Origin of the sequence: Streptomyces sp. NPDC001315 (genome assembly GCF_042896175.1) — a bacterium.
Classification (GTDB): domain Bacteria; phylum Actinomycetota; class Actinomycetes; order Streptomycetales; family Streptomycetaceae; genus Streptomyces.
In genome coordinates this window covers 119,170-144,857 of record NZ_JBIAWZ010000008.1, presented here as the reverse complement: position 1 = coordinate 144,857, position 25,688 = coordinate 119,170, and the positions used below count along the sequence as shown (strand labels likewise).

Here is a 25,688-nt window from a genome sequence, read left to right as displayed (position 1 = left end):
GGGGAGCGGCCGTGGCTCCTCCTGGGGGAGGAGTCACAGCTCTTTCTCGTACCAGGCCACATCCCAGTACCGGCCGAACTTGCGGCCCACCTCCCGGTAGGTGCCGACATGCCGGAACCCGAAGCGTTCGTGCAGCCGCACGGACGCTTCGTTGGGCTGGGCGATGCCCGCGTAGGCGCGGTGCAGGTCCTCGTCGGCCAGGGCCTCGAAGAGGGCCTTGTAGAGGAGTGTGCCGATGCCGCGACCCCCGGCGTGCGGGGCGAGGTAGATCGTGACCTCGACGGAGGTCGAGTAGGCGGCCTTCGGGCGGTAAGGGCTGGACGTGGCGTAACCCAGAATCTCCTGTGAGTTCCCTCCGGGGCCGGCCTCCACGGCAACCATCAGCCGGTGCGGTCCGTCTTCAGGGTGGGAGAGCAGCCAAGGGCGGCGCTCTTCGGGAGTGAAGACGGCGGTATCGAATGTGATGGGCGTCACGCGTACATAGTGGTTGTAGAGGTCTGTGAGGGCCTCGAGGTCAGCCTCGACTCCTGGTCTGACCTGGATCTCTGTACGTTCCGAAACCATCCTGTCTCCCTCCGTGGCGGCAGAGGATACTGCATGATCAGAAAAATTGGGGGGCGGGTTGGGAATTCTGTCCTGATTCCAGTCGTTGTTTCCACTGGATGCAGGGCACCCGAGCAGAGTCCGGATAAACCCGCAAGAGTCCCGGACGCGGTGTCAGGCGTCCGAAGGACCACTCGCTGACCCCATCATCGCAAGGGAGCACGCATGGCAACCCGTGCCGTCGCCCGTCGTAAGTCCGCCACCGGCGAGACGGCCGACGCGGCAAGCAGTGTTCGCGCCCATGCCGGCGAGATCGCCGACCGCGACCTGGTTGGCATGTACCTCGACGAGATCGCGCGTACACCGCTGCTCGACGCCGCAAAGGAAGTCGAGCTGTCCCAGACCATCGAAGCGGGTGTGTTCGCACGACATGTCCTCGACGGCGAGGTGGAGTCCGGCACGGACGCCACCCGCGAGGAGCTCGAGGCACTGTTCGCCGCCGGAGAGCGGGCCAAGGACGTTTTCATCCGCTCGAACCTCCGTCTGGTCGTCGCCGTGGCGCGCCGCTACCCCCGCAGTGGCCTGCCCCTGCTCGACCTGATCCAGGAGGGCAACGCCGGCCTGGTGCGCGCGGTCGAGAAGTTCGACTACCGCAAGGGCTTCAAGTTCTCGACGTACGCGACCTGGTGGATCCGTCAGGCGATCACGCGCTCGATAGCCGACCAGTCCCGCACCATCCGCCTGCCCGTCCACCTGGTTGAGGAGCTGGGCCGGATCCGGCGCGTGCAGCGCGAGTTCAACCGTGAGCACGGTCGCGAGCCGGAGCCCGCGGAGGTCGCCGCCGAGCTGGGCTCGACGCCGGAGCGCGTCATCGACGTGCTCGACTGGGCCCGCGACCCGGTCTCGCTGAACATGGCGGTGGACGACGACGGCGACACCCAGTTCGGTGACCTCCTCGAGGACACCTCGGCCGTGTCGCCGGAGCAGTCCGTCATGACGCTGCTGCGCAGCGAGGAACTCGACGACCTGATCGGCCGCCTCGACCAGCGCACGGCCTCCATCATCAAGATGCGCTACGGCATCGAGGACGGCCGCGAGCGCACGCTGACCGAGGTCGGCAAGGAGCACGGCCTGACGCGCGAACGCATCCGCCAGATCGAGAAGCACGCACTGCTGGAGCTGAAGAAGCTGGCACGCGACACCGGGTTCGACGCGGCGGCCTGACGCTCGTCGATGTGAGTGCGGGTTTTCGCCATCCGGCGTACGACCCCGGCGGTGGCGTACGCCGGGTGGCGAGAGCCCGCGCAAACATGGCGATGTAACGTCGCTTCAACCGGCAGTGCCCCGGGAACAAGACCTCAGGGCCCAGGAGTTCGGGCCGCGTGGGACATCTCGGTGGCCCGTCCTTGAACCAAGTCCCGACGCAATCCCCCCGGCGCCGGGACTCTCCCAGCCGGGCTTCGGCGCCCTCCCCCCGGGTGCCGGAGCTCGGCTCTCTCCGTGGGTTCGTGCAGGGGCACGTTCGTGTTCCAGGGCATGGCCCGCTTGGAGGGCGGGGCACCCCGTACCTGAACTCCGGGGTGGCCCGCCGAATGGCAGATTGTGCCACATGGGCATAGCCTGCCGAACGTGAGTACCACCCCCACACCAGCTTCTTCTGGCTCTTCCTCTTCCTCCGCTGCCCCCTCTTCCTCGTTGACCGAGCGGCGCAAGGCGGCGACTCGGATGGAGATCGCCCGGGCGGCAGCCGGCCTCTTTGTGACGCATGGCCTGCGGGCCACCCGGGCCGAGGACATCGCCCAGGCCGCCGGCATCGCCCCCCGCACCTTCTACCGCTACTTCGCCACCAAGGAAGAGGCCGTCGCCCCGCTCTACGCGGCCGGCGCCCAGCGCTGGGCGGAGGCGGTGCGCGAGGCGCCGGCCGAGCTCTCGTTGCCGCAGGCTCTCGAACACGCGGTACGGGACACCCTGACGCCCGGTATCGGAGTGTCGGCGGCCGCCTGGGAGTGGGCCCGCACCCTGATCCGCCTGGCCGAGGCCAGCCCCGCCCTGGGGAAGGTGTGGGCCGAGGTGTGCCACGACTCGGAGGGCGCGCTGACCGAGACCCTGGCGCGACGGCTGGCCCAGGGTGATGACATCGTTGCCACCCGGCTCACCACGTCCCCCCGCCTCCGGTTCGCCGCCGCCACGGCGAGCGCCGCGGTACGTGTGGCCGTCGAGGTCTGGGCGGTGGGGAGCGCGGCGCCCACCTCCGGCGAAGGGCCGGCGGCACTGGCGCTGGCGAACCTGGCGGCGCTACGAGGTTTTTCGTGGGAGGACGTCCAGTAAGGCCGGGGCAGGGGGACCGTGTCCGGCAGTGGTGCGGGGCAGGGGGACCGTGTCCACAGTGAGGTGCGGGGCACGGCGACCGCGTCCGGCAGTGAGAGGCGGGGCAGGGCGGCCGCGTCCGCAGAGCAGGGCGGGCAACAGGGCCACGTCCGGTAAGGGGCGGTCAGGGGGCTATCCGCCCCCGGCACGGCTGAGTCGCCCACCCAACTCCCGTACACACGCGAGCAGTTCCGCCGGCTCCCGCACCTCGAACTCGCACCCCGCCATCGCCAGCCGCACCGCCAGCCACTCGACGGGATCGCCGGTCGCGCCCCGCAGCCGGCACCCGCCCGCCTCCCACGGCTCCGGCACGCCGAGCGAGCCCGGCAGCCGTGCCGCGACGACCTCGGGCGGTGCGGCGAAGGTGACCTCGAACTCGTAGGCCTCCTGACGCCGTTGGATCGACCGCCGCAGATACTCCGCCGCACTCCCCGTCGGCAGTTCCCGCGGAGTGAACCGTGCCCCCGTCGCGAACGGCTCGCTCACCCGGTCGACCCGGAACGTGCGCCAGTCCTCACGGTCGAGGTCGTACGCGACGAGGTACCAGCGCCGTCCGGTCGACACCAGCCGGTACGGCTCGGTCACGCGCCGGGACCCGGTGCCGTCCGCCGCCTGGTAGGCGAACCGCAGCCGCTCGCGCCCGGCCACCGTCGAGGCCATGACGGTCAGCGTCTCGGGCGCGATGGTCGCCCCGTCCCCGCTGGTCAGTGGCGTGGTCGCGGCCTGGAGCGTGGCCACGCGGTGGCGCAGCCGGGACGGCAGTACCTGCTCCAGCTTGGCCAGCGCCCGCACCGACGCCTCGTCCACGCCCTCCAGTGCGTGCCCGGCGCCCGCCCGCAGCCCCACCGCGATCGCCACCGCCTCCTCGTCGTCGAGCACGAGCGGCGGCATCGCCTTGCCCGCGACCAACCGGTAGCCGCCGTCGGCGCCCTTGCTCGCCTGCACGGGATAGCCGAGCTCGCGCAGCCGGTCGATGTCCCGCCGGACCGTGCGGCGGGAGACCCCGAGCCGGTCGGCGAGCTCGCCGCCGGGCCATTCGCGGGGCGTCTGGAGGAGGGAGAGGAGCTGGAGGAGCCGGGCCGGAGTGTCCGTCGTCATGAGTTCGAGGATGCCGTAGAACTAGGACACGATCTGACCTAATAGGGCCATAGCTTCAAGGTATGACCTCCACCGAAACCCTTGTGGACAGCTCGGCTCCGGCAGGGGACCGCCGCCGCTGGTTCGCCCTCGCCATCGTGATGACCGCGGCCTTCATGGACCTTGTCGACGTCACGATCGTCAACATCGCCATCCCGTCGATCCAGCGGGACGAGGGCGCGTCGTTCAGCCAGATCCAGTGGATCACCGCCGGCTACGCGCTGGCCTTCGCCGCCGGACTCGTCACCGGCGGACGGCTCGGCGACATCCACGGCCGTAAGCGGCTCTTCCTCATCGGCATCGGCGGATTCACCCTCGCCTCGGCCCTCTGCGGCTTCGCCACGAACCCGGAGATGCTCGTGGCCTCGCGCATCCTGCAGGGCGGGATGGCGGCGATGATGGTGCCGCAGGTGCTGTCGATCGTGCACGCGACGTTCCCGGCGCACGAGCGGGGCAAGGTCTTCGGCATGTTCGGCGCGATCGTCGGACTGGGTGCCGTGTCCGGTCCGCTGCTCGGCGCGCTGCTGATCGAGTGGAACCTGTTCGGCCTGGAATGGCGGCCGATCTTCCTGATCAACCTGCCGGTCGGCATCGCGGGGCTGCTCCTGGGCCGGAAGTTCATCACCGAGTCGAAGGCCCCGAAGGCCCTGAAACTGGACCTCGTCGGCGTCGCCCTGGTCACCCTGGGGCTGCTGATGCTGCTCTACCCGCTGACGCGCGGCCGCGAGCTGGGCTGGCCGGTGTGGGGGTACGTGTCGATGGCCGGCGCGCTGGTCGTCTTCGCGGCGCTGGTGGCGTACGAGAAGAAGAAGACGGCGCGGGACGGTTCGCCGCTGGTCGAGCTGTCGCTCTTCAAGGTGAAGAGCTTCGCGGCGGGCATCGCCGTGCAGACGGTCTTCGGCGTCGGCCTCGGCATCTTCTTCCTGATCTGGACGCTCTACATGCAGAAGGGGCTCGGCTGGAGCGTGCTGCGGGCGGGTCTGACGGGGGTGCCGTTCTCGATCGCGGTGTCGGCGGCGGCCGGCATGTCGGTGCAGCTGCTGGTCCCGCGGTTCGGGCGCAAGGTGCTCCAGGCGGGCGCGCTGATCATGGCGGCGGGAGTGCTGCTCTACATCTGGGAGTCCGACCGGTACGGCATGTCCATCGCCTCCTGGCAGATGGCGCTTCCGCTGGTGGTCATGGGTGTGGGGATGGGCTTCATCGTGGCCCCGCTGACGGACGCGGTCCTGTCGGAGGTCCCGCGTGAGCACTCCGGCTCGGCCTCGGGTCTGATCAACACCGTCCAGCAGATGGGCAACGCGCTGGGGCTCGGCCTGGTCTCGGTGGTCTTCTTCGGCGAGATCGGCGACCGGCTGACCCCGGCGCAGGTCGGACCGGCCTTCGTGCACGCCTTCCAGCACGCCCTGGTCTGGGTCGCCGTGGTGATGGCCGCCATCTTCCTGCTGATGTTCGCCCTGCCGAAGCGGCCGGCGCAGCACATGGAAGGCGCGCCGGAGACGGCTGCCGCAGTGACGGACCGGGAGTCCGAGGGGACGGATCGGGAGCCCGAGCTGGTCTCCTGACCTGCTGGTTCGCGGCCCGACTCGGCCCGACTCGTCCCGATGTGAAACGGCGGTGCCTCCGGGCACCGCCGTTTCACATGACATCGACGCCCGTTTGCGTCCGACCTGTGTCCGAACCTGTTTACTTTCCGGAAATCCGGGCGTAGCCTCCAAGCGAAACCACAAGTTCGGGCATCAGTCGGAGGCAAACGGATATGTACGCACCGGAGCGGCAGCAGGAGATCCTCCGGCTCGCCCGTGACGGCGGCCGGGTGGACGTGGTGTCGCTGGCCGAGGAGTTCCAGGTCACGGCGGAAACGATCCGCCGGGACCTGAAGGCCCTCGACCGCGCCGGTCTCGTCCGCCGGGTCCACGGTGGTGCCATCCCGGCCGGACGCCTCGACTTCGAGCCGGACCTCGCCGAACGCGAGTCCACCTCGACGGACGAGAAGGACCGCATCGCCAAGGCGGCCCTCACGGAACTGCCGGGCGAGGGCACGATGATCCTCGACGCCGGTACGACGGTCGCCCGCCTCGCCGCGGCCATCCCGCTGGAGGCCTCGCTCACCGTCGTCACGCACAGCCTGCCGATCGCGGCCCGCCTCGCGGACCACCCCGGCATGCAGCTCCATCTCGTCGGGGGGCGCGTACGGCACCGTACGCGCGCCGCAGTCGACGCCTGGGCGCTGCGCGCGTACGGCGAGATCCGGGCGGACGTTCTCTTCGTGGCCGCCAACGGCTTCTCCGCCGAGCACGGTCTGACCACCCCCGACCTCGCCGAGGCCGCGGTGAAGCGGGCGGCGATGGCCGCCGCCCGCCGCGTGGTGCTGCTCGCCGACTCCGCCAAGCACGGCCAGGAGCACTTCGCCCGCTTCGGCGACCTGAGCGACGTGGACCTGCTGATCACCGACAGCGGGCTGAGCCCCGAAGACACCGCCGTCATCGAGCGCGGCGGCACGGAAGTAGTGCGCGCATGATCCTCACCGTCACCCCCAACCCGTCCCTCGACCGTACGTACGAGGTCCCCTCGCTGGAGCGTGGAGAGGTCATCCGTGCCACCGGCGAGCGTATGGACCCCGGTGGCAAGGGCGTGAACGTCTCGCGCGCCGTCGCGGCCGCCGGACGGCGCACGGTCGCCGTTCTGCCCCTGGGGGGTGCGCCGGGCGCGCTCGTCGCCGACCTGCTCGACGCGCAGGGTATCGAGGTGGCGCCGGTCCCGGTCGCCGGAGCCACCCGCTCGAACATCGCCCTCGCGGAGACGGACGGCGTCCTGACGAAGATCAACGCGCCGGGTCCCGAACTGTCCGTCGCCGAGCAGGAACTGCTCCTCGAGACGGTGCGGGCGCAGTCGCGCGACGCCGACTGGATCGCCTGCTGCGGGAGCCTGCCGCGGGGGCTCGCGCCGTCGTGGTACGCCGACCTGGTCGCGCGGGCGCACGCCGCGGGGGCGCGTATCGCACTGGACACCTCGGGGCCCGCGCTGCTCGAAGCGCTGCGCGAGCGGCCCGACGTGGTGAAGCCGAACGCCGAGGAGCTCGCCGAGGCCGTCGGGCGCCCCCTGGCGACCGTGGGCGACGCGCTGAAGGCGGCCGAGGAGTTGCGCGAGATGGGCGCACGCGCCGTGCTCGCGAGCCTGGGTGCCGACGGGCAACTGCTCGTGGACGGCGCGGGCGCCTGGTTCGCGAGCGCGCGCGTCGACGCCGTACGCAGCAACGTGGGCGCCGGCGACTCCTCGCTCGCCGGCTTCCTGATCGCCGGCGGCAGCGGCCCGGAGGCGCTCGCCTCCGCCGTCGCGCACGGCGCGGCCGCCGTCCAGTTGCCCGGCAGCATGATGCCGACGCCGGCCGACCTGGACCCGGCGGCGGTGACGGTGACGGCCGAGGTCCCCACGGACCGCGAACTGACGGAGCCGGTGTCATGAACGTTCGTACGACGTCTCTTGAGCCGTCTCGTGAGGCGGGCAGCCCGAGCCGCCTCGTCCTCCGGTGGAGGCGGGGTTTCCCCGGCCCCGCCTCCACCACCCCCGCTTCCCCCCACAGCACCCCCGTCCCCCTTTTCGCCCACCCCACTCCCCGGGCGATACGCGTGCGAAGGAGCCCGCGATGAGCGACATGATCACCGCGGACCTGGTCGATCTCGACCTGTCCGCCGATACCAAGGAAGCGGCGGCTCGTGCCCTCGCCGAGCGCATGGTCGACCTGGGCCGGGTGACCGACCTGGAGGGCTTCCTCGCCGACGTGGCCGCCCGTGAGGCGCAGATGCCGACCGGGCTCGACGGCGGCATCGGCATCCCGCACTGCCGCAGTGCGCATGTCACCGAGCCGACGCTCGCCTTCGGGCGCAGCGCCGCCGGGATCGACTTCGGCGCGCCGGACGGACCGGCCGACCTGATCTTCCTGATCGCGGCGCCCGCCGGCGCCGACGACGCCCACCTGACGATCCTGTCGTCGCTGGCCCGGCAGCTGATGAACGCCGAGTTCACCGACGCGCTGCGGTCGGCGGGCGACGCGGCGGCCGCGGCGGCGCTCATCCGCGGGGAGGAGGCACCGGCGGATGCGCAGGGCGCATCCGCGGACGCTTCAGAGGTGTCCACGGGTGTGTCCACGGGTGCTTCCGGGGGCGCTTCCGAAAGTGCGGAGGCCGCCGCGGGCGCCTCCGAAGGTTCCGCTGCGGCGTCGGTGGCGGCCTCCGCCGACGCCGCAGCGGGTGGTACGGCGACGGACGTCGCCTCCGGCGCGGGCGAGCGCCCCTTCCGTATCGTCGCCGTCACCTCCTGCCCGACCGGCATCGCGCACACGTACATGGCGGCCGAGTCGCTGGAGAACGCGGGCCGCGAAGCGGGCGTCGAGGTGGTCGTCGAGACGCAGGGCTCGGCCGGCTTCACCCGGCTCGACCCGGCGGCCATCGCGGCGGCGGACGGCGTGATCTTCGCGCACGACGTGCCCGTACGCGACAAGGACCGCTTCGCCGGCAAGCCGACCGTCGACGTCGGCGTGAAGGCGGGCATCAACCGTGCCGCCGAGCTCATCAGCGAGGTCCGTGGCAAGGCGGAGCGCGGTGAGGTCACCGCGGCGGCCGCCGCGGGCGGCACGCCGGTCGAGCGCGCCGGTGACTCCACCGAGGGCTACGGCACCAAGCTGCGCAAGTGGCTGATGAGCGGCGTCAGCTACATGGTCCCGTTCGTCGCCGCGGGCGGTCTGCTGATCGCCCTCGGCTTCGCGATCGGCGGCTACAAGATCAACAAGGCGCCGTCGGTCATGGACCACTTCGTGTGGACCCAGACGGACAGCTGGGCCGCGCTGCTCTTCCAGATCGGCGTCGTGTCCTTCGGCTTCCTGGTCCCGGTCCTGGCGGGCTACATCGCCTACGGCATGGCGGACCGCCCCGGTCTCGTTCCCGGCTTCGTCGGCGGCGCGATCTCGGTGACGATCAACGCGGGCTTCCTCGGTGGTCTCGCGGCCGGTCTGATCGCCGGTGGCGTGGTGCTCTCGATCCAGAAGGTGAAGATCCCGGCCGCGGTGCGCGGCATCATGCCGGTGGTCGTGATCCCGCTGATCTCCTCGGCGATCGTCGGATTCCTGATGTTCGTGGTGATCGGCAAGCCCATCGCCTCCGCGCAGAAGGGCCTGACCGACTGGCTCAACGGCCTCACCGGCACCAACGCCGTCCTGCTCGGCGCCCTGCTCGGCCTGATGATGTGCTTCGACCTCGGCGGCCCCGTCAACAAGGTCGCGTACACCTTCGCCACGGCCGGTATCGCGGTCGCCAGCCCGAGCGACTCGGCCATGAAGATCATGGCGGCCGTGATGGCGGCCGGTATGGTCCCGCCGCTGGCGATGGCGCTGGCCACGACCGTGCGCGGGAAGCTCTTCACGCAGACCGAGCGCGAGAACGGCAAGGCAGCCTGGGTCCTGGGCGCCTCCTTCATCTCGGAGGGCGCGATCCCGTTCGCGGCGGCCGACCCGCTGCGTGTCATTCCGTCCGCGATGGTGGGCGGCGCGATCACCGGCTCTCTGTCGATGGCCTTCGGCGCCACCCTGCGCGCCCCGCACGGCGGCATCTTCGTGGTCCCGCTGATCGGCAACCCGTTCCTCTACCTGGTCGCCATCGCCGCGGGCGTGTGCGTCACGACGGCCCTGGTCGTCGTCCTCAAGGGCCTGCGCAAGCCGGTCTCCGGGGCGACGGCGTCAGAGGCGCCCGAGGGCCCGGCCACGGCAGCGGCGCAGAAGAAGCAGCCGGTCGCGGCGTAAGGAACCGGCGGGACAACACTGACGGCCGCAGCCCACGCGGGACAGGGCTGCGGCCGTCGGCATGCCGCCGACGGCCTCTCAGGAACTCCGCGCCGCGCGCCGCTCCATCGCTTCCCGCGCCGCGTCCTCGGTCGGGTACACCTCGCACATGTGCCGCCCGTCGGGCGTCGCCGTGTGCTCGACCTCCCACAGGGCGATCTCCTGGCCGTCGCGCAGCAGGAACGCGTGTTCGTAGAGCGAGAAGCAGAGGCCGGCGCGGCCCGCGCGGCAGGGCCGGCCGAAGGCCTGGGTGATCTGGTGGGCGAACGCCGTCGCCAGCAGGTCGGCCGTGTCCGTGCCCGGCCGGTCCGCGTTCTCCGCCCGGCGCAGGAGCCGGCGCGCGTGGTCCGCCGAGTCGTCGGGGACGTAGGCGTGCCGCGGCTGCGGGACCGGCGACAGCTGGACCGTCACCGGCAGTTCGAAGTCCGGGGCGTCCGGCGGCAGGGGCAGCCGGGCCGTGGCGGCGCGCAGCTCCTCTTCGTCGACGTACACCTCGTGCTGCGGATCGCTGCCCGGCGCGGTGTTGTGGACGAGCTCCCACAACGTGAGCGCCGAGCCGTCGGCGAGCAGCCACGTGTGCCGGTACGTCTCCCGGTGCAGCCCCGCGCTGTGGTGCGCGGAGTGCAGCGAACTGTCGTGTGCCAGCGCGCAGTCGAGGCGCCGAATCGTCTCGTCGGGCAGCTCGAAGGAGTTCAGCGCACGGCCGAGGAGTCGCGCGAGGTGCTCCTCCGGAGACTCGGGCGACTCGGGTGGTTCGTACGCTGCCGTCTCGTACGGAACGCTCAAGGTTTCTCCCGGCGTTGCTGCATGTCACCTTGTGGGTGCATACCGTAGCCCCTCGGTCGGACATCATGTCCGGGAACCGAGAAAACGTACGCCGAGAAAACGCCCGGGCCGCGTGGGGAGTTCCCGCACGGCCCGAGGAACCGTCAGAAACCGCTGGTCAGCGGGAAGGTCTGTCATTTCCGCCAGTTCTGTGAAGTCGCCCGGCCAGGTCCGCTCGCCCGGTCAGGCGGCGCTGCCCGCGCCCCACTCGCTCCATGACATGTTCCAGCCGTTGAGCCCGTTGTCCGGCGCCACGGTCTTGTCGGGGGAGTTCTTGACGATCACGACGTCGCCGATGAGCGAGTTGTCGTAGAACCACTTCGCGGAGGTGTCGCCCTGCGCACCCTGGACGTCCGCGAGACCGACGCAGCCGTGGCTGGTGCCCGTGCGGCCGAAGGGCGGGTTGGACTTGCTGTACCAGTAGTTGCCGTGGATGAAGGTGCCGGACTGCGTCAGACGCATCGCGTGCGGCACGTCCGGGATGTTGTACTCGCCGCCCAGACCGACCGTCTGGCTGTTCATGCGGGTCTGCGTGAACTTCTCGGAGATCACCATCTGCCCGTTGTACGTGGTGTGCTGCGGGCTGCCCGACGAGATCGGGACCGTCTTGAGGGTCTTGCCGTCCCGCGCCACCGTCATGGTCTGCGTGTTCACGTCGACCGTGGAGACCTGCGAGCGGCCGATGGTGAAGGTGACGGTCTTCTTCTGCACCCCGTAGACGCCGTTCGCGCCCTGCACGCCGTCCAGGTCGATCTTCATCGTGACCTTGGAGCCGGCCTTCCAGTACTCCTGCGGCCGGAAGTCCAGCCGCTGCGCGCCGAACCAGTGCCCGAGGACCTGCTGCCCGCTGCTGGAGGTGACCGTGATGTGCGACTGCACGGCCTTCGTGTCGCTGATGGCCTTGTCGAAGGTGAACGACACCGGCATCCCGACGCCGACCGTCGTGCCGTTGTCGGGCGTGTACGTGCCGATGAAGCTGTTCGCCGACGAGACGGTGGTGAAGATGGAGTTGGCGGCGGCGGTCTTGCCGTTCGCGTCCTTCGCGGTCGCCGATATCTCGTACTTCGTCCCGCGCTCCAACTGCTCCTTCGGTTTCCAGCTGCTGCCGTCGGCCGACAGGGAGCCCTGTACGGCCTGCCCCGTCCCCGCCACGGTCATCTTCACGTCGGTCAGCGTGCCGTCGCTGACCCGCACGCCGGTCGTGTTGATCGACGCGCCGCTCGAACCGTCCTTGGCCGAGATGACGATCTTCGCCGTGGACGTCTTGGCGGAGTCCTTCCCGCCCTTGCCGTCGTCGTTCTTGGCGTTGGCGCTGCCACCGCAGGCGGTGAGGGTGAGGGCGCCGACCATCAGGGCGGCACAGGCCCCCAGTACGCGCCGCGCTGTCATGTCCGGCGTTGTCACGATCTGCTCCCGGTTCATGTGGTGTACGTGATCCGCTCCAGTACGTGGAGAAGGAGGGATCGGGCGGCAGTTCGGGTTCCCAACCGCTGCCTGGTACACCATCACGTGACAGAACCGGGACAATCGGATGCGCACCACGGCGCGGGGCTGCACCGCCAACTCCCTTGACTCCCTTGGCGCGCGGTGTGATGGCGCCTTCACGGCGCACCGCACCTCCGGCTAACGCCTCCCGTACAGCGACTCGTACGACGGCCACGCGCCGCCCGGCCCGTCCACCGACTCGGCGGCTCTTACGGCCCGTACGATCGCCCGCGTCACGAGGTCCGCGCCCGCTTCGAGGATCTCGTTCAGCGCGAGTGGGCGCTCGGCGTCGAGGGGACGCGCTCCTGTCGCCAGCGTGAACACGGTGTCCCCGTCGTTGAGCAGGTGCACCGGCCGTACGGCGCGCGCGATCCCGTCGTGCGCCGTGCCGGCCAGCTTCTGCGCCTGCGCCTTCGACAGCGCCGCGTCGGTCGCGACCACCGCGAGCGTGGTGTTCAGCAAAGGAGGCGTGTTCCTCGCCGCCGCCTCGGCGAGGCGGCGGCGCGCAGCCTCATGTACGCGCGCCTCCGGACAGTCCACGCGCCCCTGGAACAACTCCCCGTACAGAACGCCCGAATCCGGGTCCATCACGGACCCCACCGCGTTGGCCACCACCAGCGCGCCCACCGTGATTCCCGAGTCGAGGACGGTGCTCGCGGTGCCGACCCCGCCCTTCACCGGCCCGCACGCGGCTCCGGTACCGGCGCCCACGCAACCCTCCCGCACGCGGGCGCCGGGTGCGCTCGCCGCGGCCGCCTCGACCGCGGCCCGTCCGGTGGCCGCGTCCGGCCTGGCCCGGAAGTCGCCGCCCCGCCCCAGATCGAAGACGCAGGCGGCGGGCACCACCGGCACGACGTGCGTCGGATCCGCGCCGACGGACACCCCGCGCCCCTGTTCCTCCAGCCAGGCCATCACCCCCGACGCCGCGTCGAGCCCGTACGCGCTGCCACCGGTCAGCACGATCGCCTCGACCCTCTGCACCACGTTGCGCGGGTCCAGGGCGTCGGTCTCCTTCGTACCGGGGCCGCCACCGCGCACGTCCACGGCGGCAACGGCCCCGCCCTCCGGGGCGAGTACGACCGTGGTGCCCGTGAGCCACCCGTCGCCGGTGCGCGTCGCGTGTCCTACCCGCACACCGGCGACGTCCGTCAAAGCGTCAACTGTCATGGAGGTCAGTGTCGCTCTGCACGGGGCGTGTTCAGGTATGGGGCGTGTTCGGATACGGGGCGTGTTCAGCGGTGTCACGCTGCCGGGGCGGATGCTCTCGCCGCGCGGTCCTTGGCGATCGTGCGTGCCGTCAGTGTCGAGCCGACCACAACCGTCAGTGCCGACACCAGGCCCGCCGCGAGGACCGCCCAGTCGCCGAGGAAGGTGCAGCAGATCACCAGCAGCGACGTGGTCGGGAGCACCAACTGCTGGGAGATGCCCACCTTGAAGTGGCGCGAGTGCAGTGCCCAGAGGGTGATCAGGTAGAGCGCTGTCGGCAGCGTCACCGCGGCCGACGCGGCCAGGGTGGAGATGTGAGCCTTGCCGACCGCCTGCTCGACCGCCACCTCCAGGCCCGCGCCGATCGCGGCCGCCGAAGCGAAGATCAGGTAGTGGCCGTAACCCCAAAGGAACGCTTGCTTGCTGGTGCGCAGATGCCCGTGGATCGGTACCACGAAGTAGATCCACCAGGCGCAGAACACGATCAGCAGACCGCCGGCCGCGATCGGCAGCAACTCGCCCAGCGCTTGGTGTTCGTCCACGGCCGACTTCACGGCGACCGTGGCCGCGGCGATGGTCTCGCCGAGCACGATGATCGTGAACAGGCCGTACCGCTCGGCGATGTGGTGCGGATGCCACGACGTGGTGAAGTCCTTCTCCGCGAACACCGGCACGCACAGTTCCGCGAGCGCCATGACCAGGAACACCCAGGGGCGGGTGGGCTCCGGCAGGAACACCAGGCCCAGCCAGCCGATCTGGCACACCAGCACACCGCCCGCGTACCGCCGCGCGGTGCTTCTCTCCGCGGCCTCGGCGGAGCGCGCGGCCCGCAGCCACTGCGCCGCCATCGCCAGTCGCATGATCACATAGCCGAGCACGACCACGACGAAGTCGCGGTCGTCGAAGGCCCGCGACACCCCGGCGGCCAGCACCAGGACACCGGCGATCTGGACCAGGGTGACGACCCGGTAGAGGGCGTCGTCGTTGTCGTACGCCGAGGCGAACCAGGTGAAGTTCATCCAGGCCCACCAGATGGCGAAGAACACCATCGCGTAGTTCAGGATCCCCTCGCCGACGTGTCCTTCGGCAAGGGCGCGCACCAACTGAACGCCCGCCTGCGCGATGGCCACGACGAAACACAGGTCGAAGAAGAGCTCGAGCGGCGAGGCGACCCGGTGGGCCTCGTCGCGGCCGCGGGCGGTGAGCCTGCGCAGCGGTCTCTGGCGCGCGGGCTGCGGAGTCGAACTGGACGTCATGGGTCCAGCACAGCAGATAGGCCCCGAAAATTCTTGTGAACATATTCACAAATGGCGGGGGTTCCGTCGACGGGCGTCGAGGGCCCGGCCGCCGACCCCAGCACCGACCCGGGCGCCGACCCCAGTACTGGCCCCGTCGCCGACCCCGGCACTGGCCCCGGTGACGGCCCCAGGGCAGGCCCCGGCGACGGCGGTCGTCGGGGCCGTACCCTGGACGCATGACCACCGCCTCCGCCCCCGAGCCGCGCGACCCGAAGGCCGCGCTGATCTTCGACGACCCGCTGGACCGGCAGTCCTCGGACGACACGGACCGCGGGTGGGGGGAACGGCCGGGTACCGACGGCGGCAGCGCGGCCGACCTGAAGCGCTTCCTCGACGAGAAGCCGCCCCACCACATCTGAGCCACGCCGCCTGCCGCCGCTAGCGTGCGTCGTGGCCGGAGCCGCGCTGCGCGACCAGGGCGTCGCGGATCTCCTTGAGCACCTCCAGCTCGGTCACCTCGATGACCTCGTGCGTGCCCTCCCTCGCCTTCCTGCGGGCCTCCTGCCGGGCCAGGTACTTCGACATCGGCAGGACCATCAGGAAGTACACGACCGCCGCGGTGATCACGAAGCTGAGGGTGGCGCCGAGGACCGACCCCCACAGCAGCTGGATCCCCTGGTCGCCCTTGCAGGACGAACTCAGGCACGACCTGTAGGCGTCGAGGTTCTGCGTCCCGATCGCCCCGACCAGCGGGTTGATGATGCCCTTCACCAGCGAGTTGACGATGTTGGTGAAGGCGGCGCCGATCACCACCGCTACTGCCAGATCGACGACGTTGCCGCGCATCAGGAAGGCCTTGAAGCCCTGCCAGACGCTCGGTTCCTTCTTCTCGCTCACCTCGGGGCCTCTTCTCGCATGCACAGGGTGTGGAACAAAACGCTCCGCAACCTACGTCAGGGCCGACCCATCGTGCCCAACGGGGTCGCTCGAAGGAGGGAGTTGACGAGGATCCCCGCAAGGCGCGGACGGCGTGGCTCAGCACAGCGTCACCGCCAGCCGTGCCGTCGCGCCCGCTCCCACGAGGCGTGCCGCGATGACCCGCGGCACGGAGAGCACCACCAGGGCGCCGCCGTCGGCCGTGTCGTCCAGCGGCTCCGGAACCTTCGTCACCAGCGCCCCGCGGGCGACCACGCGTGCGTCACCCCCGGTCGCCGTCTGCGCGGCGGCGATGACGTCGACCCGGTCGCCGGGCCGCAGCAGCCGTACGGTGGCCGCGTCGGCGATCCGCACCGGAGCCGTCACCGTCTCGACGGCGCCATGCCTTCGTGCGGGGTCGTCGCTTGTCGACTCCGCGTGGGCCGGGGCCGCTCGCCCCGGATGCCCGCGGGCCTGCTCGGCGTCCCGAGGGCCCGCCGCCACGAGCGCGGCCGCGGTCACGGCGAGGCCGAGCGCGACGGCCCGCCTCCGGTGCCGCAGAAGTCGGTGCAGCTGGTACCGCGCGCCGCCTACGCGCACGGGAGCGAAGTGCGGCACCTCGCATGTGGCGGGAGCCTCGGTGCCGGGCGGGCGAGGAGAGGAAGAGAACGGAGAGGACGCAGGGGCCGGAGATGAAGGAGAGAAATGAGAGGAAGAAGAGAAAGGAGAGGGAGAGGAGGGGAGGAGAGGCGAAGAGGGATTGGGAGAGGGAGGGAGAGGCACGGGAATCACCACCTGCGACGAGGAATCGGCCTGCGACCCCACGATGAGGCTTCTCGTCGAAGCCCGCTGAGGCCGGTGCACTACCGGCGGGTTGTGGACAACTCCCTCACCCGAACGGGACGTTCCGCCGACGTCTCCGCCGACCTTCCACCTCCCCAGCCCCAGCCCTATCCCCGACCTCAGCCTCGGCCCCGACCCGACCTCAGCCCCGCCCCGCCTCGGCCCGACCCGACCTCAGCCCCGCCCCGCCTCGGCCCGGCCCGGCCCGGCCCCAGCCTCGCCCAGCCCTCGCTACGGCTGTTCGAACCCCGGCTCGCCCAGCCCTCGCTACGGCAGTTGGAACCCCGGATCCATCCCGCCCAGCGCCTTCGTGCACAGGCAGTCCCGCTCCTCGGCGGCGGGCAGCGCGGCCACCGCGTCGAACAGCACACCGCGCAGCCGGTCCACGTTCGCCGCGAACACCCGCAGCACCTCGTCGTGCGAGACGCCCTCCCCGGACTCGGCGCCGGCGTCCAGGTCGGTGACCAGGGTCATGGACGTGTAGCAGAGCTCGAGTTCACGGGCGAGCGCCGCCTCGGGGTGGCCGGTCATGCCCACCACCGACCAGCCCTGTGCCTGGTGCCACAGCGATTCGGCGCGGGTCGAGAAGCGCGGCCCCTCGACCACCACGAGCGTGCCGCCGTCCACCGGCTCCCAGTCCCGCCCGCGCGCGGCCTTCAGCGCGGCCGCACGCCCGGCGGGGCAGTACGGGTCGGCCAGTGACACGTGCACCACGTTCGACACCGTGCCGTCGGGCAGCGGCAGCCCGTCGAAGTACGTACCCACCCGGGACTTCGTACGGTCGACCAGCTGGTCCGGCACGAGCAGCGTGCCCGGCCCGTACTCGGGGCGCAGACCGCCCACCGCGCACGGGCCCAGGACCTGGCGCACGCCGACCGAGCGCAGCGCCCACAGGTTGGCCCGGTAGTTGATGCGGTGCGGCGGCAGATGGTGGCCGCGGCCGTGCCGGGGCAGGAAGACCACTCGCCGGCCGGCGATCTCGCCGAGGAAGAGGGAGTCGCTGGGCGGCCCGTAGGGGGTGTCCACCTGGAACTCGGACACGTCGTCGAGGAACGAGTAGAAGCCGGAGCCGCCGATTACACCGATCTCTGCGTTTCCACCGATCTCTGTGTTCGCCATGACCAGAACAGTAGCTGGCACCCCACGTACGTGGGGGACGGCATCGGAGACACCGAAGACCCTGCCGTCGGTCCTGCGACGACAGGGTCCCGCGAACGAGTCCTAGGCGGCGGAGCTGCCGGCCGAGGAGCTGGAGCTCGACGACTTCGAGTCCGACGACGACGAAGACGACGAGGTCGAAGAAGAGCTCGAGGACGAGGACGTCGACGGCTTCGACGTGGCCGGCGAGCTGCTCGACGAGGAGCCGCGGCTGTCGTTCCGGTAGAAGCCGGAGCCCTTGAAGACAATGCCGACGGCGGAGAACACCTTCTTCAGGCGGCCACCGCAGTTGGGGCACTCGGTCAGGGCGTCGTCAGTGAACTTCTGCACCGCCTCGAGGCCCTCGCCGCACTCGGTGCACTGGTACTGATAGGTGGGCACTGTCTTCCTCCTGGCACTCTCACTCGATGAGTGCTAACGACGATCCATACTGGCGTATTCCCGCGGATCAGTCCACCGTCACCGGCATGCGGTGACCGACGCCACGTGCGACGGTACGGCCGTGGGGCCGTGTCGCGAGCCGCGATCGCAGCGCCAGCAGGGTCGCCAGGGCGAGCACCGTGCCGCCCATCGGCACCAGGAATCCGGTGCCGTTCCCGAAGCGGTCCTCCAACTGTCCGGCGACCGTGACGGCGGCGGCCTGGCCGAGCGCCACCGCGCCGCTCAGCCAGGTGAAGGCCTCGGTGCGCGCTCCCGCCGGGACCAGGCCCTCGATCAGCGTGTAGCCGGTGATGAGGGCGGGCGCGATGCACATGCCGACCAGCAGGCCGAGCCCGGCGAGGACCAGGACCGAGTGCGCGGCCCAGAGGCCGGAGGCGGTCAGGGCGAGCGCCGTGTACCCGACGACCAGGCGCTGCTGCGGGGCGGCCCGCCAGGCGATCGCTCCGCACACGATGCCGGAGAGCATGTTGCCCGCGGCGAACACCCCGTACAGGACGCCGTTCAGGCCGGGCTCACCGATCGACTCGGTGAACGCGGCCAGCGAGACCTGCATACCGCCGAAGACGGAGCCGATGCCCAGGAAGGTCACGACCAGCACGCGTACGCCGGGGACGCGCAGGGCGGAGACGTGCTCCACGCGCGCGTGCCCTTCGGCGGTGACGGGAGGCTGAGTGCCCTTCTGCGCGGCGAACAGCAGACCGCCGACCAGGGTCAGCGAGGCCTCCGTGACCAGGCCCGCCGCCGGGGTCACGGTGGTGCACAGGGCGGTGGCCAGCAGCGGGCCGAAGACGAAGGTCAGCTCGTCCGTGACGGACTCGAAAGCAGCTGCCGTCGTCATCAGCGGGGAGTCCTGGAGCTTCACGCCCCAGCGGGCGCGCACCATGGGCCCGATCTGCGGCACCGAGGCGCCCGTGGGTACGGCCGCCGCGAACAGCGCCCACAGGGGCGCGTGTGCCAGCGCGAGTGCCATGAAGGTCAGACCCGAGAAGGAGTGGACGAGGACGCCGGGCAGCAGTACGGCGCGCTGTCCGTAGCGGTCGGCGAGGCGGCCGCTGTAGGGCGCGAACAGCGCCATGGAGACACCGGTGACGGCCGCGGCGGCGCCCGCCGCGCCGTACGAGCCGGTGGTGTGCTGTACGAGCAGCACGATGGAGATCGTGAGCATCGCGAACGGCTGGCGCGCCGCGAAGCCGGGGAGCAGGAACGTCCAGGCGCCGCGGGTACGCAGCAACTGCCCGTATCCGGGGCGGGAGGTGACCGTGGATGCCACGGCCCGTGCCTTTCTGCCGCCTGGTAGCGCGCCCGTGCGGGGGCACCGAGAGCTGTCCTCTTGCGCGGAACTGCGGTAGATGCCGGCGCCCACTGAGGGAGGCGTCCCGGCCGCCATACGGTCGCGCCAGCACTGCGTCAGGCAGAGTTGGTTCGATCAAGATGAGCGTTCATCGTACAGGGATCAATGCCTGACGCACCTGTGAAAACGAGCACCATGGGGGTGTTCGCCTGCGATTGGCAGGGGTGTGAACCGTATGAAACGCGCCCTTAACGATCGCGGCCCGAGCCGCCCGTACCGGGCGTGCCGTTCGCGCCCAGCCACCCGGCCAGCTTGCCGCCGTGGCCCACCGCGCGCAGTCGCTTCTCCGCCGCGTCGCGGACCGGATCCGTGGCGACCACGAGCAGCTCGTCGCCGCGCCGCAGCACCGTCGTCGGCAGCGGAACAAACGATTTTCCCTCGCGTACGACAAGGGTGACCGCGGCCCCGGCCGGCAGCCTCAGCTCGTTGACCTCGACGCCGTGCATCTTCGACTCCTCCGGGATGTCGACGGACAGCAGATGTCCGCGCAGCCGCTCCAGGGGAGCCGATTCGATACCGAGGTCGGCGGCCTCGGAGTCCTCACCGAGCCGCAGCTTGCGGGCCAGCCACGGCAGCGTCGGCCCCTGGACCAGGGTGTAGACGACGACCAGGACGAAGACGATGTTGAAGATGCGGCGGCTGGCGTCGACGCCGTTCACCATGGGGATCGTCGCCAGGATGATGGGCACGGCGCCGCGCAGTCCGGCCCAGGACATCAGTGTCTGCTCCTGCCACGGCACCCGGAACGGAGTGAGGCAGAGCACCACGCTCAGCGGGCGCGCGACCATCGTGAGCACGAGGCCGATGACGAGGGCGGGCCACACGTCGTCGCCCAGCTCGTGCGGGGTGACCAGAAGGCCGAGCAGGACGAACATGCCGATCTGGGCGATCCAGCCGAGCCCTTCGGCGAAACCGCGGGTGGCCGGCCAGTGCGGCAGCTTCGCGTTGCCCATCATCATCGAGGCCAGATAGACGCCCAGGAAGCCGCTGCCGTGCGCCAGGGAGCCCGCCGCGTAGGCCATGACGGCGATCGCCATGACGGCGATCGGGTAGAGGCCGGAGGCGGGCAGGGCGACGTGCCTGAGGCCCCAGGAGCCCAGCCAGCCCACCGCGAGGCCGATGGCGGCGCCGATGGCCAGCTCCAGCGTGATCTCGCCCAGCAGGACGTACCAGTGTTCGTACGGGCCCGCGGTCGAGAACGCGACGACCAGGATGACCACCGGGGCGTCGTTGAAGCCGGACTCCGCCTCCAGGGTGCCCGTCACGCGCGCGGGGAGCGGGATCTTCCGTAGCACGGAGAACACCGCCGCCGCGTCCGTCGAGGACACCACCGCCCCGATGATGAGCGCCTGCCGCCACTCGAGCCCGATCAGGTAGTGCGCGGCCGTTGCCGTGACCCCGACGCTCACCGCGACCCCGCCCAGCGCCAGCGCGGAGGCGGCCGGCAGGGCCGGTTTGATCTCCTTCCACTTCGTGCCCAGGCCACCCTCGGCCAGGATCACGACCAGCGCCGCGTATCCGATGACCTGGGTCAGTTCGGCATTGCTGAAGCGGATGCCGCCGATGCCGTCCTGGCCCATGAGGACGCCGATCCCCAGGTAGACGAGCAGGCTGGGGAGCCCGCTGCGCGAGGAGATCCGGACCGCTGCCACGGCGACGAGCAGGACGAGCGAGCAGACGAGCAGGAGCTGGTTGAGGTGGTGGACAGTCAGCGGCCGTTCCCTTCCTTGGCGCGCGCGGCGTGCGCGGGCGCTCACGTACATCGGACACGACGCTCGCGCGCCGTGCACCCAAGTACTTCGTTACCTTACCTAACTCTTGACGATTTCTTGACGCTTGCCGAGGCAAGATCGACCATCCGTCTCCGCCGGTTCCCGACTCCGCGTCAAGGGGCTCAGGGCCCTGCGCCTATGGTTGCTCCAGCACTCCAGGACCGCCTGCCGCTCGCGTTAGGACAGCAAGGACAGCGATGCCCCCCAACACCACCGCCACAACGGGTGACAAGCCCGGCAAGTCCGGCAGGAAGAAGGGGCGCAAAGGCCGCCTCGTCGTGCTCGTACTGGTGCTGGCCGTCATCGGAGGCATCGCTTTCGGGGCGTACTGGTCCATCAGCACCGTCCGTGCCTCCTTCCCGCAGACGACGGGATCGATCGCGCTCGACGGCCTCTCCGGACCCGTCGACGTCAAGCGCGACGGTTACGGCATCCCGCAGATCTACGCCTCCTCCGACGAGGACCTGTTCATGGCGCAGGGCTACGTCCAGGCGCAGGACCGGTTCTACGAGATGGACGTGCGCCGTCACATGACCTCCGGGCGTCTGTCGGAGATGTTCGGCAAGGGGCAGGTCGAGAACGACGAGTTCCTGCGCACCCTGGGCTGGGACCGGGTCGCCAAGCAGGAGTACGACTCCGAGCTGTCCGCTTCCACGAAGAGGTACCTCCAGGCGTACGCCAAGGGAGTCAACGCCTACCTCGAGGGCAAGGACGGCAAGGACATCTCCCTGGAGTACGCCGCCCTCGGGTTCACCAACGACTACAAGCCCCAGGAGTGGACCCCGGTCGACTCGGTCTCCTGGCTGAAGGCGATGGCCTGGGACCTGCGCGGCAACATGCAGGACGAGATCGACCGCGCCCTGATGACCAGCCGCCTCGACCCGAAGCAGATCGCCGACCTGTACCCGGACTACCCGTACGACCGGAACAAGGCGATCGTCCAGGAGGGTCAGTACGACGCGCTGACCGGGACCTTCGAGCAGGGCAGCGGCACGAGCGGCGCCGGCGGCACGTCCACGAGCGGTACGGGCACGTCCTCGTCCGCCTCCGGGACGGCCCTGCAGAGCCAGCTGTCGGGCCTCTACGACCTCCTGGACGACCTCCCCACGGCCGTCGGCGTGAACGGCAACGGCATCGGCTCCAACTCTTGGGTCGTCTCCGGCGAGCACACCATCACCGGCAAGCCGCTGCTGGCCAACGACCCGCACCTGTCGGCCTCGCTGCCGTCCGTCTGGTACCAGATGGGCCTGCACTGCCGCGCGGTCTCCAGCAAGTGCCAGTACGACGTCGCCGGCTACACCTTCGCGGGCATGCCGGGCGTGGTCATAGGTCACAACCAGGACATCGCCTGGGGCATGACCAACTCCGGTGTCGACGTCACCGACCTCTACCTGGAGAAGCTCAGTGGCGAGGGCTACCTGTACGACGGCAAGGTGAAGCCCTTCAAGACCCGCGAGGAGACCATCAAGGTCGCCGGCGGCACCGCCAAGAAGATCGTCGTCCGGGAGACCCGAGACGGGATGCCCCTGCTGTCCGACCGCGACGACGAACTCGTGAAGGTCGGCAAGAAGGCCACCGTCGACACGGAGGCCCCCGACCGGGGCGACGGCTACGCCATCGCGCTGAAGTGGACCGCCCTCGACCCTGGCACCTCCATGGACGCCGTCTTCGCGATGGACAAGGCGGCCGACTGGAGCGACTTCCGCGCCGCGGCCGAGAAGTTCGACGTGCCCTCGCAGAACCTGACGTACGCGGACAAGACCAACATCGGTTACACCCTGCCCGGAAAGATCCCCACGCGCGCGAAGGGCGACGACGGGTCCATCCCGGCGCCGGGCTGGGACTCCACGTACAAGTGGACCGGCTACATCGATCAGGACGAGCTGCCGTACGAGTACAACCCGAAGCGCGGCTACATCGTCACCGCCAACCAGGCCGTGATCGACGAGGACAAGTACCCCTACACGCTCACCACGGACTGGGGCTACGGCACCCGCAGCCAGCGGATCACCAGCCTGATCAAGCAGAAGATCGACGGCGGCGGCAAGATCTCCACCGACGACATGCGCCAGATGCAGCTGGACAACTCCAGCGAGATCGCCAAACTGGTCGTCCCGAAGCTGCTCAAGATCGACATCGACGACCCGGACGTCCGCGAGGCGCAGAAACTCCTCGAGGGCTGGGACTACACCCAGGACGCCGACTCGGCGGCGGCCGCCTACTTCAACTCGGTCTGGCGCAACATCCTCAAGCTCGCCTTCGGCAACAAGCTGCCCAAGGAGCTGCGCGTCAAGGGGCAGTGTCTGCTGGTCGATCCGGTCAACACCACCGGTCCCGCGGACGAGACCGCCAAGGTGCGCGAGTGCGGCCAGCGCGATGCCGACCAGGCGCAGCCGGACGGCGGTGACCGCTGGTTCGAGGTGGTCCGCAAGCTGATGGACGACGAGAACAGCCATTGGTGGACGACGCCCAAGTCGGGCACGCGCCCCGGAGCGACCGACAACCGCGACGACCTGTTCCGGCGCGCCCTGATCGACGCCCGCTGGGAGCTGACCTCCAAGCTCGGCAAGGACCTCGACACCTGGAGCTGGGGCCGGCTGCACCGCCTGTTCCTGAAGAACCAGACCCTGGGCACCGAGGGCCCCGGCATCCTGCAGTACGTCCTCAACCGCGGTCCCTGGAAGCTCAGCGGCGGCGAGGCGGCGGTCAACGCGACCGGCTGGAACGCGGCCGGCGGCTACGGCGTCGTGTGGGTGCCGTCGATGCGGATGGTGGTCAACCTCGACGACCTCGACAAGTCGAAGTGGATCAACCTCAGCGGCGCCTCCGGACACGCCTACAGCGCGCACTACACCGACCAGACGGACAAGTGGGCCGACGGCGAGCTGCTGCCCTGGTCCTTCTCGGACAAGGCGGTCGGCGACAGCACGAGCGACACCCTGGTGCTGAAACCGTGAGTCAGTCCGTCCCGAAGCGGCGCACGGCCGACGGTGTCACCACCGCGTGGACCGGCCGGTCGTGCGCCTCTTCGGGGACGTGCGCGACGACCTCGGAGTCGTAGAGGAGCACGACGAGCGCGGGGTGTGCGCCCGCGCGCTCCAGGCGGGCGAGCACGCGGTCGTACGAGCCTCCGCCGCGCCCCAGGCGCATGCCGCGCGCGTCGACGGCGAGCCCCGGCAGCAGCACGACGTCGGCGGTCGTCACGGCGTCCGGGCCCAGGCGTGCGCCGGCGGGTTCCAGCAATGCCATCTTGCCGCCGTGCCGCACGCGCGCGAGGGAGCCCGCACCGGCGTACGCCCCCCAGTCCAGGTCGTTGTCGGGCAACAGCGCCGGGAGCAGCACCCGCACGCCCCGCGTGCGCAGCGCGTCCAGGAGCGCGAGCGTTCCGGGTTCGCTCCCCACGGAGACGTACGCCGCCACCGTGTGTGCCTGCGCCAGCTCGGGCAGCTCCAGCGCCCGTTCCGCCAGCGCGGCCGCCGCCTCCCCCACGGCATCGGCCGTCAACCTGCTTCTCACCTCGAGGAGCTCTCGCCGCAACATACGCTTGTCAGACTCGGCTGCGGGGCTGCTGTGACTCACGTGGTGCTCCCGTAGGTTTCAATGTGCTCATATGAGCACGAATTAACCGGAGCCTCAGATTCGCTGCCAAGGCACCGGATAAGGTGTCGGCCATGACCCAGTCGCACCCCAGGATCAGCAAGGCTGTCATCCCCGCAGCCGGCCTCGGTACCCGGTTCCTGCCGGCGACCAAGGCCACTCCCAAGGAGATGCTGCCCGTCGTCGACAAGCCGGCGATCCAGTACGTGGTCGAAGAGGCCGTGTCCGCCGGTCTCGACGACGTCCTCATGATCACGGGCCGCAACAAGCGCCCGCTCGAGGACCACTTCGACCGCAACTACGAGCTCGAGTCCGCTCTGCAGAAGAAGGGTGACGCCGACCGGCTCGCCAAGGTCCAGGAGTCCAGCGACCTCGCGACCATGCACTACGTGCGTCAGGGCGACCCCAGGGGCCTCGGCCACGCCGTCCTGTGCGCCGCCCCGCACGTCGGTCACGAGCCCTTCGCGGTCCTGCTCGGCGACGACCTGATCGACCCGCGCGACCCGCTGCTCGCGCGCATGGTCGAGGTCCAGGAGCAGCGCGGCGGCAGCGTCGTCGCGCTCATGGAGGTCGCACCCGAGCAGATCCACCTCTACGGGTGCGCGGCCGTCGAGGCCACCGAGGACGGCGACGTCGTCAAGGTGTCCGGCCTGGTCGAGAAGCCCGACGCGAAGGACGCCCCCTCGAACTACGCCATCATCGGCCGCTACGTCCTCGACCCGCACATCTTCGACATACTGCGCACCACGGAGCCGGGCCGCGGCGGCGAGATCCAGCTCACCGACGCCCTCCAGCAGTTGGCGCAGGACGAGAAGGTCGGCGGACCGGTGCACGGCGTGGTCTTCAAGGGCCGCCGCTATGACACCGGCGACCGCGGCGACTACCTGCGTGCCATTGTCAGACTCGCGTGCGAACGTGAGGACCTGGGCCCGGACTTCCGGACCTGGCTTCGCAGTTACGTCACCGAGGAGATGTAGCAA

Annotated in this window: 22 protein-coding genes; 9 read left to right on the top strand and 13 right to left on the bottom strand. The window is 70.4% G+C overall.

Annotation, left to right across the window (positions count from 1 at the left end; genetic code table 11):
* Positions 1–33: 33 nt before the first annotated feature.
* On the bottom strand, positions 34–564 hold the full coding sequence (locus ACFY16_RS23275) for a GNAT family N-acetyltransferase (protein WP_390649075.1): 531 nt from the start codon (positions 562–564) through the stop codon (positions 34–36).
* Positions 565–768: 204 nt separating this feature from the next.
* On the opposite strand from ACFY16_RS23275, the gene ACFY16_RS23270 reads away from it, so the two are divergent.
* Positions 769–1,767, top strand: coding sequence for an RNA polymerase sigma factor RpoD/SigA (locus ACFY16_RS23270; RefSeq protein ID WP_390649074.1), 999 nt, complete (start codon positions 769–771; stop codon positions 1,765–1,767).
* Positions 1,768–2,268: 501 nt separating this feature from the next.
* Complete coding sequence (locus ACFY16_RS23265) at positions 2,269–2,871, top strand: TetR/AcrR family transcriptional regulator (RefSeq protein WP_390649073.1); 603 nt, start codon at positions 2,269–2,271, stop codon at positions 2,869–2,871.
* A 171-nt stretch (positions 2,872–3,042) separates the two neighbouring features.
* On the opposite strand, the gene ACFY16_RS23260 is transcribed toward ACFY16_RS23265, so the two are convergent.
* Entirely contained in the window at positions 3,043–4,008 is a 966-nt protein-coding gene (locus ACFY16_RS23260) for a helix-turn-helix transcriptional regulator (RefSeq protein ID WP_390649072.1), read from the bottom strand.
* 62 nt (positions 4,009–4,070) lie between these two features.
* Here ACFY16_RS23260 and ACFY16_RS23255 point away from each other — a divergent pair, with 62 nt between their 5' ends.
* The 4 genes from ACFY16_RS23255 (at position 4,071) to ACFY16_RS23240 (ending at position 9,838) form a co-directional block, all read left to right on the top strand.
* Entirely contained in the window at positions 4,071–5,609 is a 1,539-nt protein-coding gene (locus ACFY16_RS23255) for an MFS transporter (protein WP_390649071.1), read from the top strand.
* A gap of 194 nt (positions 5,610–5,803) precedes the next feature.
* Complete coding sequence (locus ACFY16_RS23250) at positions 5,804–6,565, top strand: DeoR/GlpR family DNA-binding transcription regulator (RefSeq protein ID WP_390649070.1); 762 nt, start codon at positions 5,804–5,806, stop codon at positions 6,563–6,565.
* Positions 6,562–7,509, top strand: a complete 948-nt coding sequence (pfkB, locus tag ACFY16_RS23245; RefSeq protein ID WP_390649069.1) for a 1-phosphofructokinase — start codon at positions 6,562–6,564, stop codon at positions 7,507–7,509. Before ACFY16_RS23250 ends, pfkB begins: the two co-directional genes overlap by 4 nt.
* 181 nt (positions 7,510–7,690) lie before the next feature.
* Positions 7,691–9,838 (top strand): fructose-specific PTS transporter subunit EIIC, encoded by a 2,148-nt coding sequence (locus ACFY16_RS23240; protein ID WP_390649068.1) that lies wholly within the window; start codon positions 7,691–7,693, stop codon positions 9,836–9,838.
* A gap of 78 nt (positions 9,839–9,916) precedes the next feature.
* On the opposite strand, the gene ACFY16_RS23235 is transcribed toward ACFY16_RS23240, so the two are convergent.
* The 4 genes from ACFY16_RS23235 to ACFY16_RS23220 form a co-directional block, all read right to left on the bottom strand.
* Positions 9,917–10,663, bottom strand: a complete 747-nt coding sequence (locus ACFY16_RS23235) for a DUF6227 family protein (RefSeq protein ID WP_390649067.1) — start codon at positions 10,661–10,663, stop codon at positions 9,917–9,919.
* A 222-nt stretch (positions 10,664–10,885) separates the two neighbouring features.
* Positions 10,886–12,091 carry an Ig-like domain-containing protein gene (locus tag ACFY16_RS23230; RefSeq protein WP_390649066.1) on the bottom strand — a complete coding sequence of 402 codons (1,206 nt, stop codon included), beginning with the start codon at positions 12,089–12,091 and terminating at the stop codon, positions 10,886–10,888.
* A 234-nt stretch (positions 12,092–12,325) separates the two neighbouring features.
* Complete coding sequence (locus ACFY16_RS23225) at positions 12,326–13,354, bottom strand: P1 family peptidase (RefSeq protein ID WP_390649065.1); 1,029 nt, start codon at positions 13,352–13,354, stop codon at positions 12,326–12,328.
* Between the two features lie 74 nt (positions 13,355–13,428).
* Positions 13,429–14,649: a low temperature requirement protein A gene (locus tag ACFY16_RS23220; RefSeq protein WP_390649064.1), complete on the bottom strand. Its 1,221-nt coding sequence runs from the start codon at positions 14,647–14,649 to the stop codon at positions 13,429–13,431.
* Between the two features lie 218 nt (positions 14,650–14,867).
* Between ACFY16_RS23220 and ACFY16_RS23215 the strand changes: the two genes are divergently transcribed.
* Entirely contained in the window at positions 14,868–15,050 is a 183-nt protein-coding gene (locus ACFY16_RS23215) for a hypothetical protein (RefSeq protein WP_351144407.1), read from the top strand.
* A gap of 19 nt (positions 15,051–15,069) precedes the next feature.
* Here ACFY16_RS23215 and mscL read toward each other — a convergent pair whose 3' ends face one another.
* The 6 genes from mscL to ACFY16_RS23185 form a co-directional block, all read right to left on the bottom strand.
* On the bottom strand, positions 15,070–15,528 hold the full coding sequence (mscL, locus tag ACFY16_RS23210) for a large conductance mechanosensitive channel protein MscL (protein WP_390649063.1): 459 nt from the start codon (positions 15,526–15,528) through the stop codon (positions 15,070–15,072).
* A 138-nt stretch (positions 15,529–15,666) separates the two neighbouring features.
* The gene (locus ACFY16_RS23205) at positions 15,667–16,146 is read right to left on the bottom strand and encodes a hypothetical protein (RefSeq protein WP_390649062.1); all 480 of its coding nucleotides are present in this window, start codon (positions 16,144–16,146) and stop codon (positions 15,667–15,669) included.
* A 510-nt stretch (positions 16,147–16,656) separates the two neighbouring features.
* The gene (locus tag ACFY16_RS23200) at positions 16,657–17,508 is read right to left on the bottom strand and encodes an S-methyl-5'-thioadenosine phosphorylase (RefSeq protein ID WP_390649061.1); all 852 of its coding nucleotides are present in this window, start codon (positions 17,506–17,508) and stop codon (positions 16,657–16,659) included.
* Between the two features lie 102 nt (positions 17,509–17,610).
* Positions 17,611–17,928 (bottom strand): FmdB family zinc ribbon protein, encoded by a 318-nt coding sequence (locus tag ACFY16_RS23195; RefSeq protein ID WP_390649060.1) that lies wholly within the window; start codon positions 17,926–17,928, stop codon positions 17,611–17,613.
* A gap of 67 nt (positions 17,929–17,995) precedes the next feature.
* Positions 17,996–19,258 carry an MFS transporter gene (locus ACFY16_RS23190; RefSeq protein WP_390649059.1) on the bottom strand — a complete coding sequence of 421 codons (1,263 nt, stop codon included), beginning with the start codon at positions 19,256–19,258 and terminating at the stop codon, positions 17,996–17,998.
* Positions 19,259–19,527: 269 nt separating this feature from the next.
* The gene (locus tag ACFY16_RS23185; RefSeq protein WP_390649058.1) at positions 19,528–21,102 is read right to left on the bottom strand and encodes a potassium/proton antiporter; all 1,575 of its coding nucleotides are present in this window, start codon (positions 21,100–21,102) and stop codon (positions 19,528–19,530) included.
* Between the two features lie 206 nt (positions 21,103–21,308).
* Here ACFY16_RS23185 and ACFY16_RS23180 point away from each other — a divergent pair, with 206 nt between their 5' ends.
* Positions 21,309–24,068 (top strand): penicillin acylase family protein, encoded by a 2,760-nt coding sequence (locus ACFY16_RS23180; RefSeq protein ID WP_390649057.1) that lies wholly within the window; start codon positions 21,309–21,311, stop codon positions 24,066–24,068.
* A 1-nt stretch (position 24,069) separates the two neighbouring features.
* Here ACFY16_RS23180 and ACFY16_RS23175 read toward each other — a convergent pair whose 3' ends face one another.
* Complete coding sequence (locus tag ACFY16_RS23175) at positions 24,070–24,651, bottom strand: 5-formyltetrahydrofolate cyclo-ligase (RefSeq protein WP_390649056.1); 582 nt, start codon at positions 24,649–24,651, stop codon at positions 24,070–24,072.
* Positions 24,652–24,782: 131 nt separating this feature from the next.
* Here ACFY16_RS23175 and galU point away from each other — a divergent pair, with 131 nt between their 5' ends.
* Positions 24,783–25,685 carry a UTP--glucose-1-phosphate uridylyltransferase GalU gene (gene galU / locus ACFY16_RS23170; protein WP_390649055.1) on the top strand — a complete coding sequence of 301 codons (903 nt, stop codon included), beginning with the start codon at positions 24,783–24,785 and terminating at the stop codon, positions 25,683–25,685.
* The last annotated feature ends 3 nt before the right edge of the window (positions 25,686–25,688 follow it).

What these genes read in the sequence shown, in the direction of transcription:
- ACFY16_RS23275 (WP_390649075.1), bottom strand. Translation starts at nt 564, where the DNA reads ATGGTTTCGGAACGTACAGAGATCCAGGTCAGACCAGGAGTCGAGGCT.
- ACFY16_RS23270 (WP_390649074.1), top strand. Translation starts at nt 769, where the DNA reads ATGGCAACCCGTGCCGTCGCCCGTCGTAAGTCCGCCACCGGCGAGACG.
- ACFY16_RS23265 (WP_390649073.1), top strand. Translation starts at nt 2,269, where the DNA reads ATGGAGATCGCCCGGGCGGCAGCCGGCCTCTTTGTGACGCATGGCCTG.
- ACFY16_RS23260 (WP_390649072.1), bottom strand. Translation starts at nt 4,008, where the DNA reads ATGACGACGGACACTCCGGCCCGGCTCCTCCAGCTCCTCTCCCTCCTC.
- ACFY16_RS23255 (WP_390649071.1), top strand. Translation starts at nt 4,071, where the DNA reads ATGACCTCCACCGAAACCCTTGTGGACAGCTCGGCTCCGGCAGGGGAC.
- ACFY16_RS23250 (WP_390649070.1), top strand. Translation starts at nt 5,804, where the DNA reads ATGTACGCACCGGAGCGGCAGCAGGAGATCCTCCGGCTCGCCCGTGAC.
- pfkB (WP_390649069.1), top strand. Translation starts at nt 6,562, where the DNA reads ATGATCCTCACCGTCACCCCCAACCCGTCCCTCGACCGTACGTACGAG.
- ACFY16_RS23240 (WP_390649068.1), top strand. Translation starts at nt 7,691, where the DNA reads ATGAGCGACATGATCACCGCGGACCTGGTCGATCTCGACCTGTCCGCC.
- ACFY16_RS23230 (WP_390649066.1), bottom strand. Translation starts at nt 12,091, where the DNA reads ATGACAGCGCGGCGCGTACTGGGGGCCTGTGCCGCCCTGATGGTCGGC.
- ACFY16_RS23225 (WP_390649065.1), bottom strand. Translation starts at nt 13,354, where the DNA reads ATGACAGTTGACGCTTTGACGGACGTCGCCGGTGTGCGGGTAGGACAC.
- ACFY16_RS23220 (WP_390649064.1), bottom strand. Translation starts at nt 14,649, where the DNA reads ATGACGTCCAGTTCGACTCCGCAGCCCGCGCGCCAGAGACCGCTGCGC.
- ACFY16_RS23215 (WP_351144407.1), top strand. Translation starts at nt 14,868, where the DNA reads ATGACCACCGCCTCCGCCCCCGAGCCGCGCGACCCGAAGGCCGCGCTG.
- ACFY16_RS23200 (WP_390649061.1), bottom strand. Translation starts at nt 17,508, where the DNA reads ATGGCGAACACAGAGATCGGTGGAAACGCAGAGATCGGTGTAATCGGC.
- ACFY16_RS23185 (WP_390649058.1), bottom strand. Translation starts at nt 21,102, where the DNA reads ATGTACGTGAGCGCCCGCGCACGCCGCGCGCGCCAAGGAAGGGAACGG.
- ACFY16_RS23180 (WP_390649057.1), top strand. Translation starts at nt 21,309, where the DNA reads ATGCCCCCCAACACCACCGCCACAACGGGTGACAAGCCCGGCAAGTCC.
- ACFY16_RS23175 (WP_390649056.1), bottom strand. Translation starts at nt 24,651, where the DNA reads ATGTTGCGGCGAGAGCTCCTCGAGGTGAGAAGCAGGTTGACGGCCGAT.
- galU (WP_390649055.1), top strand. Translation starts at nt 24,783, where the DNA reads ATGACCCAGTCGCACCCCAGGATCAGCAAGGCTGTCATCCCCGCAGCC.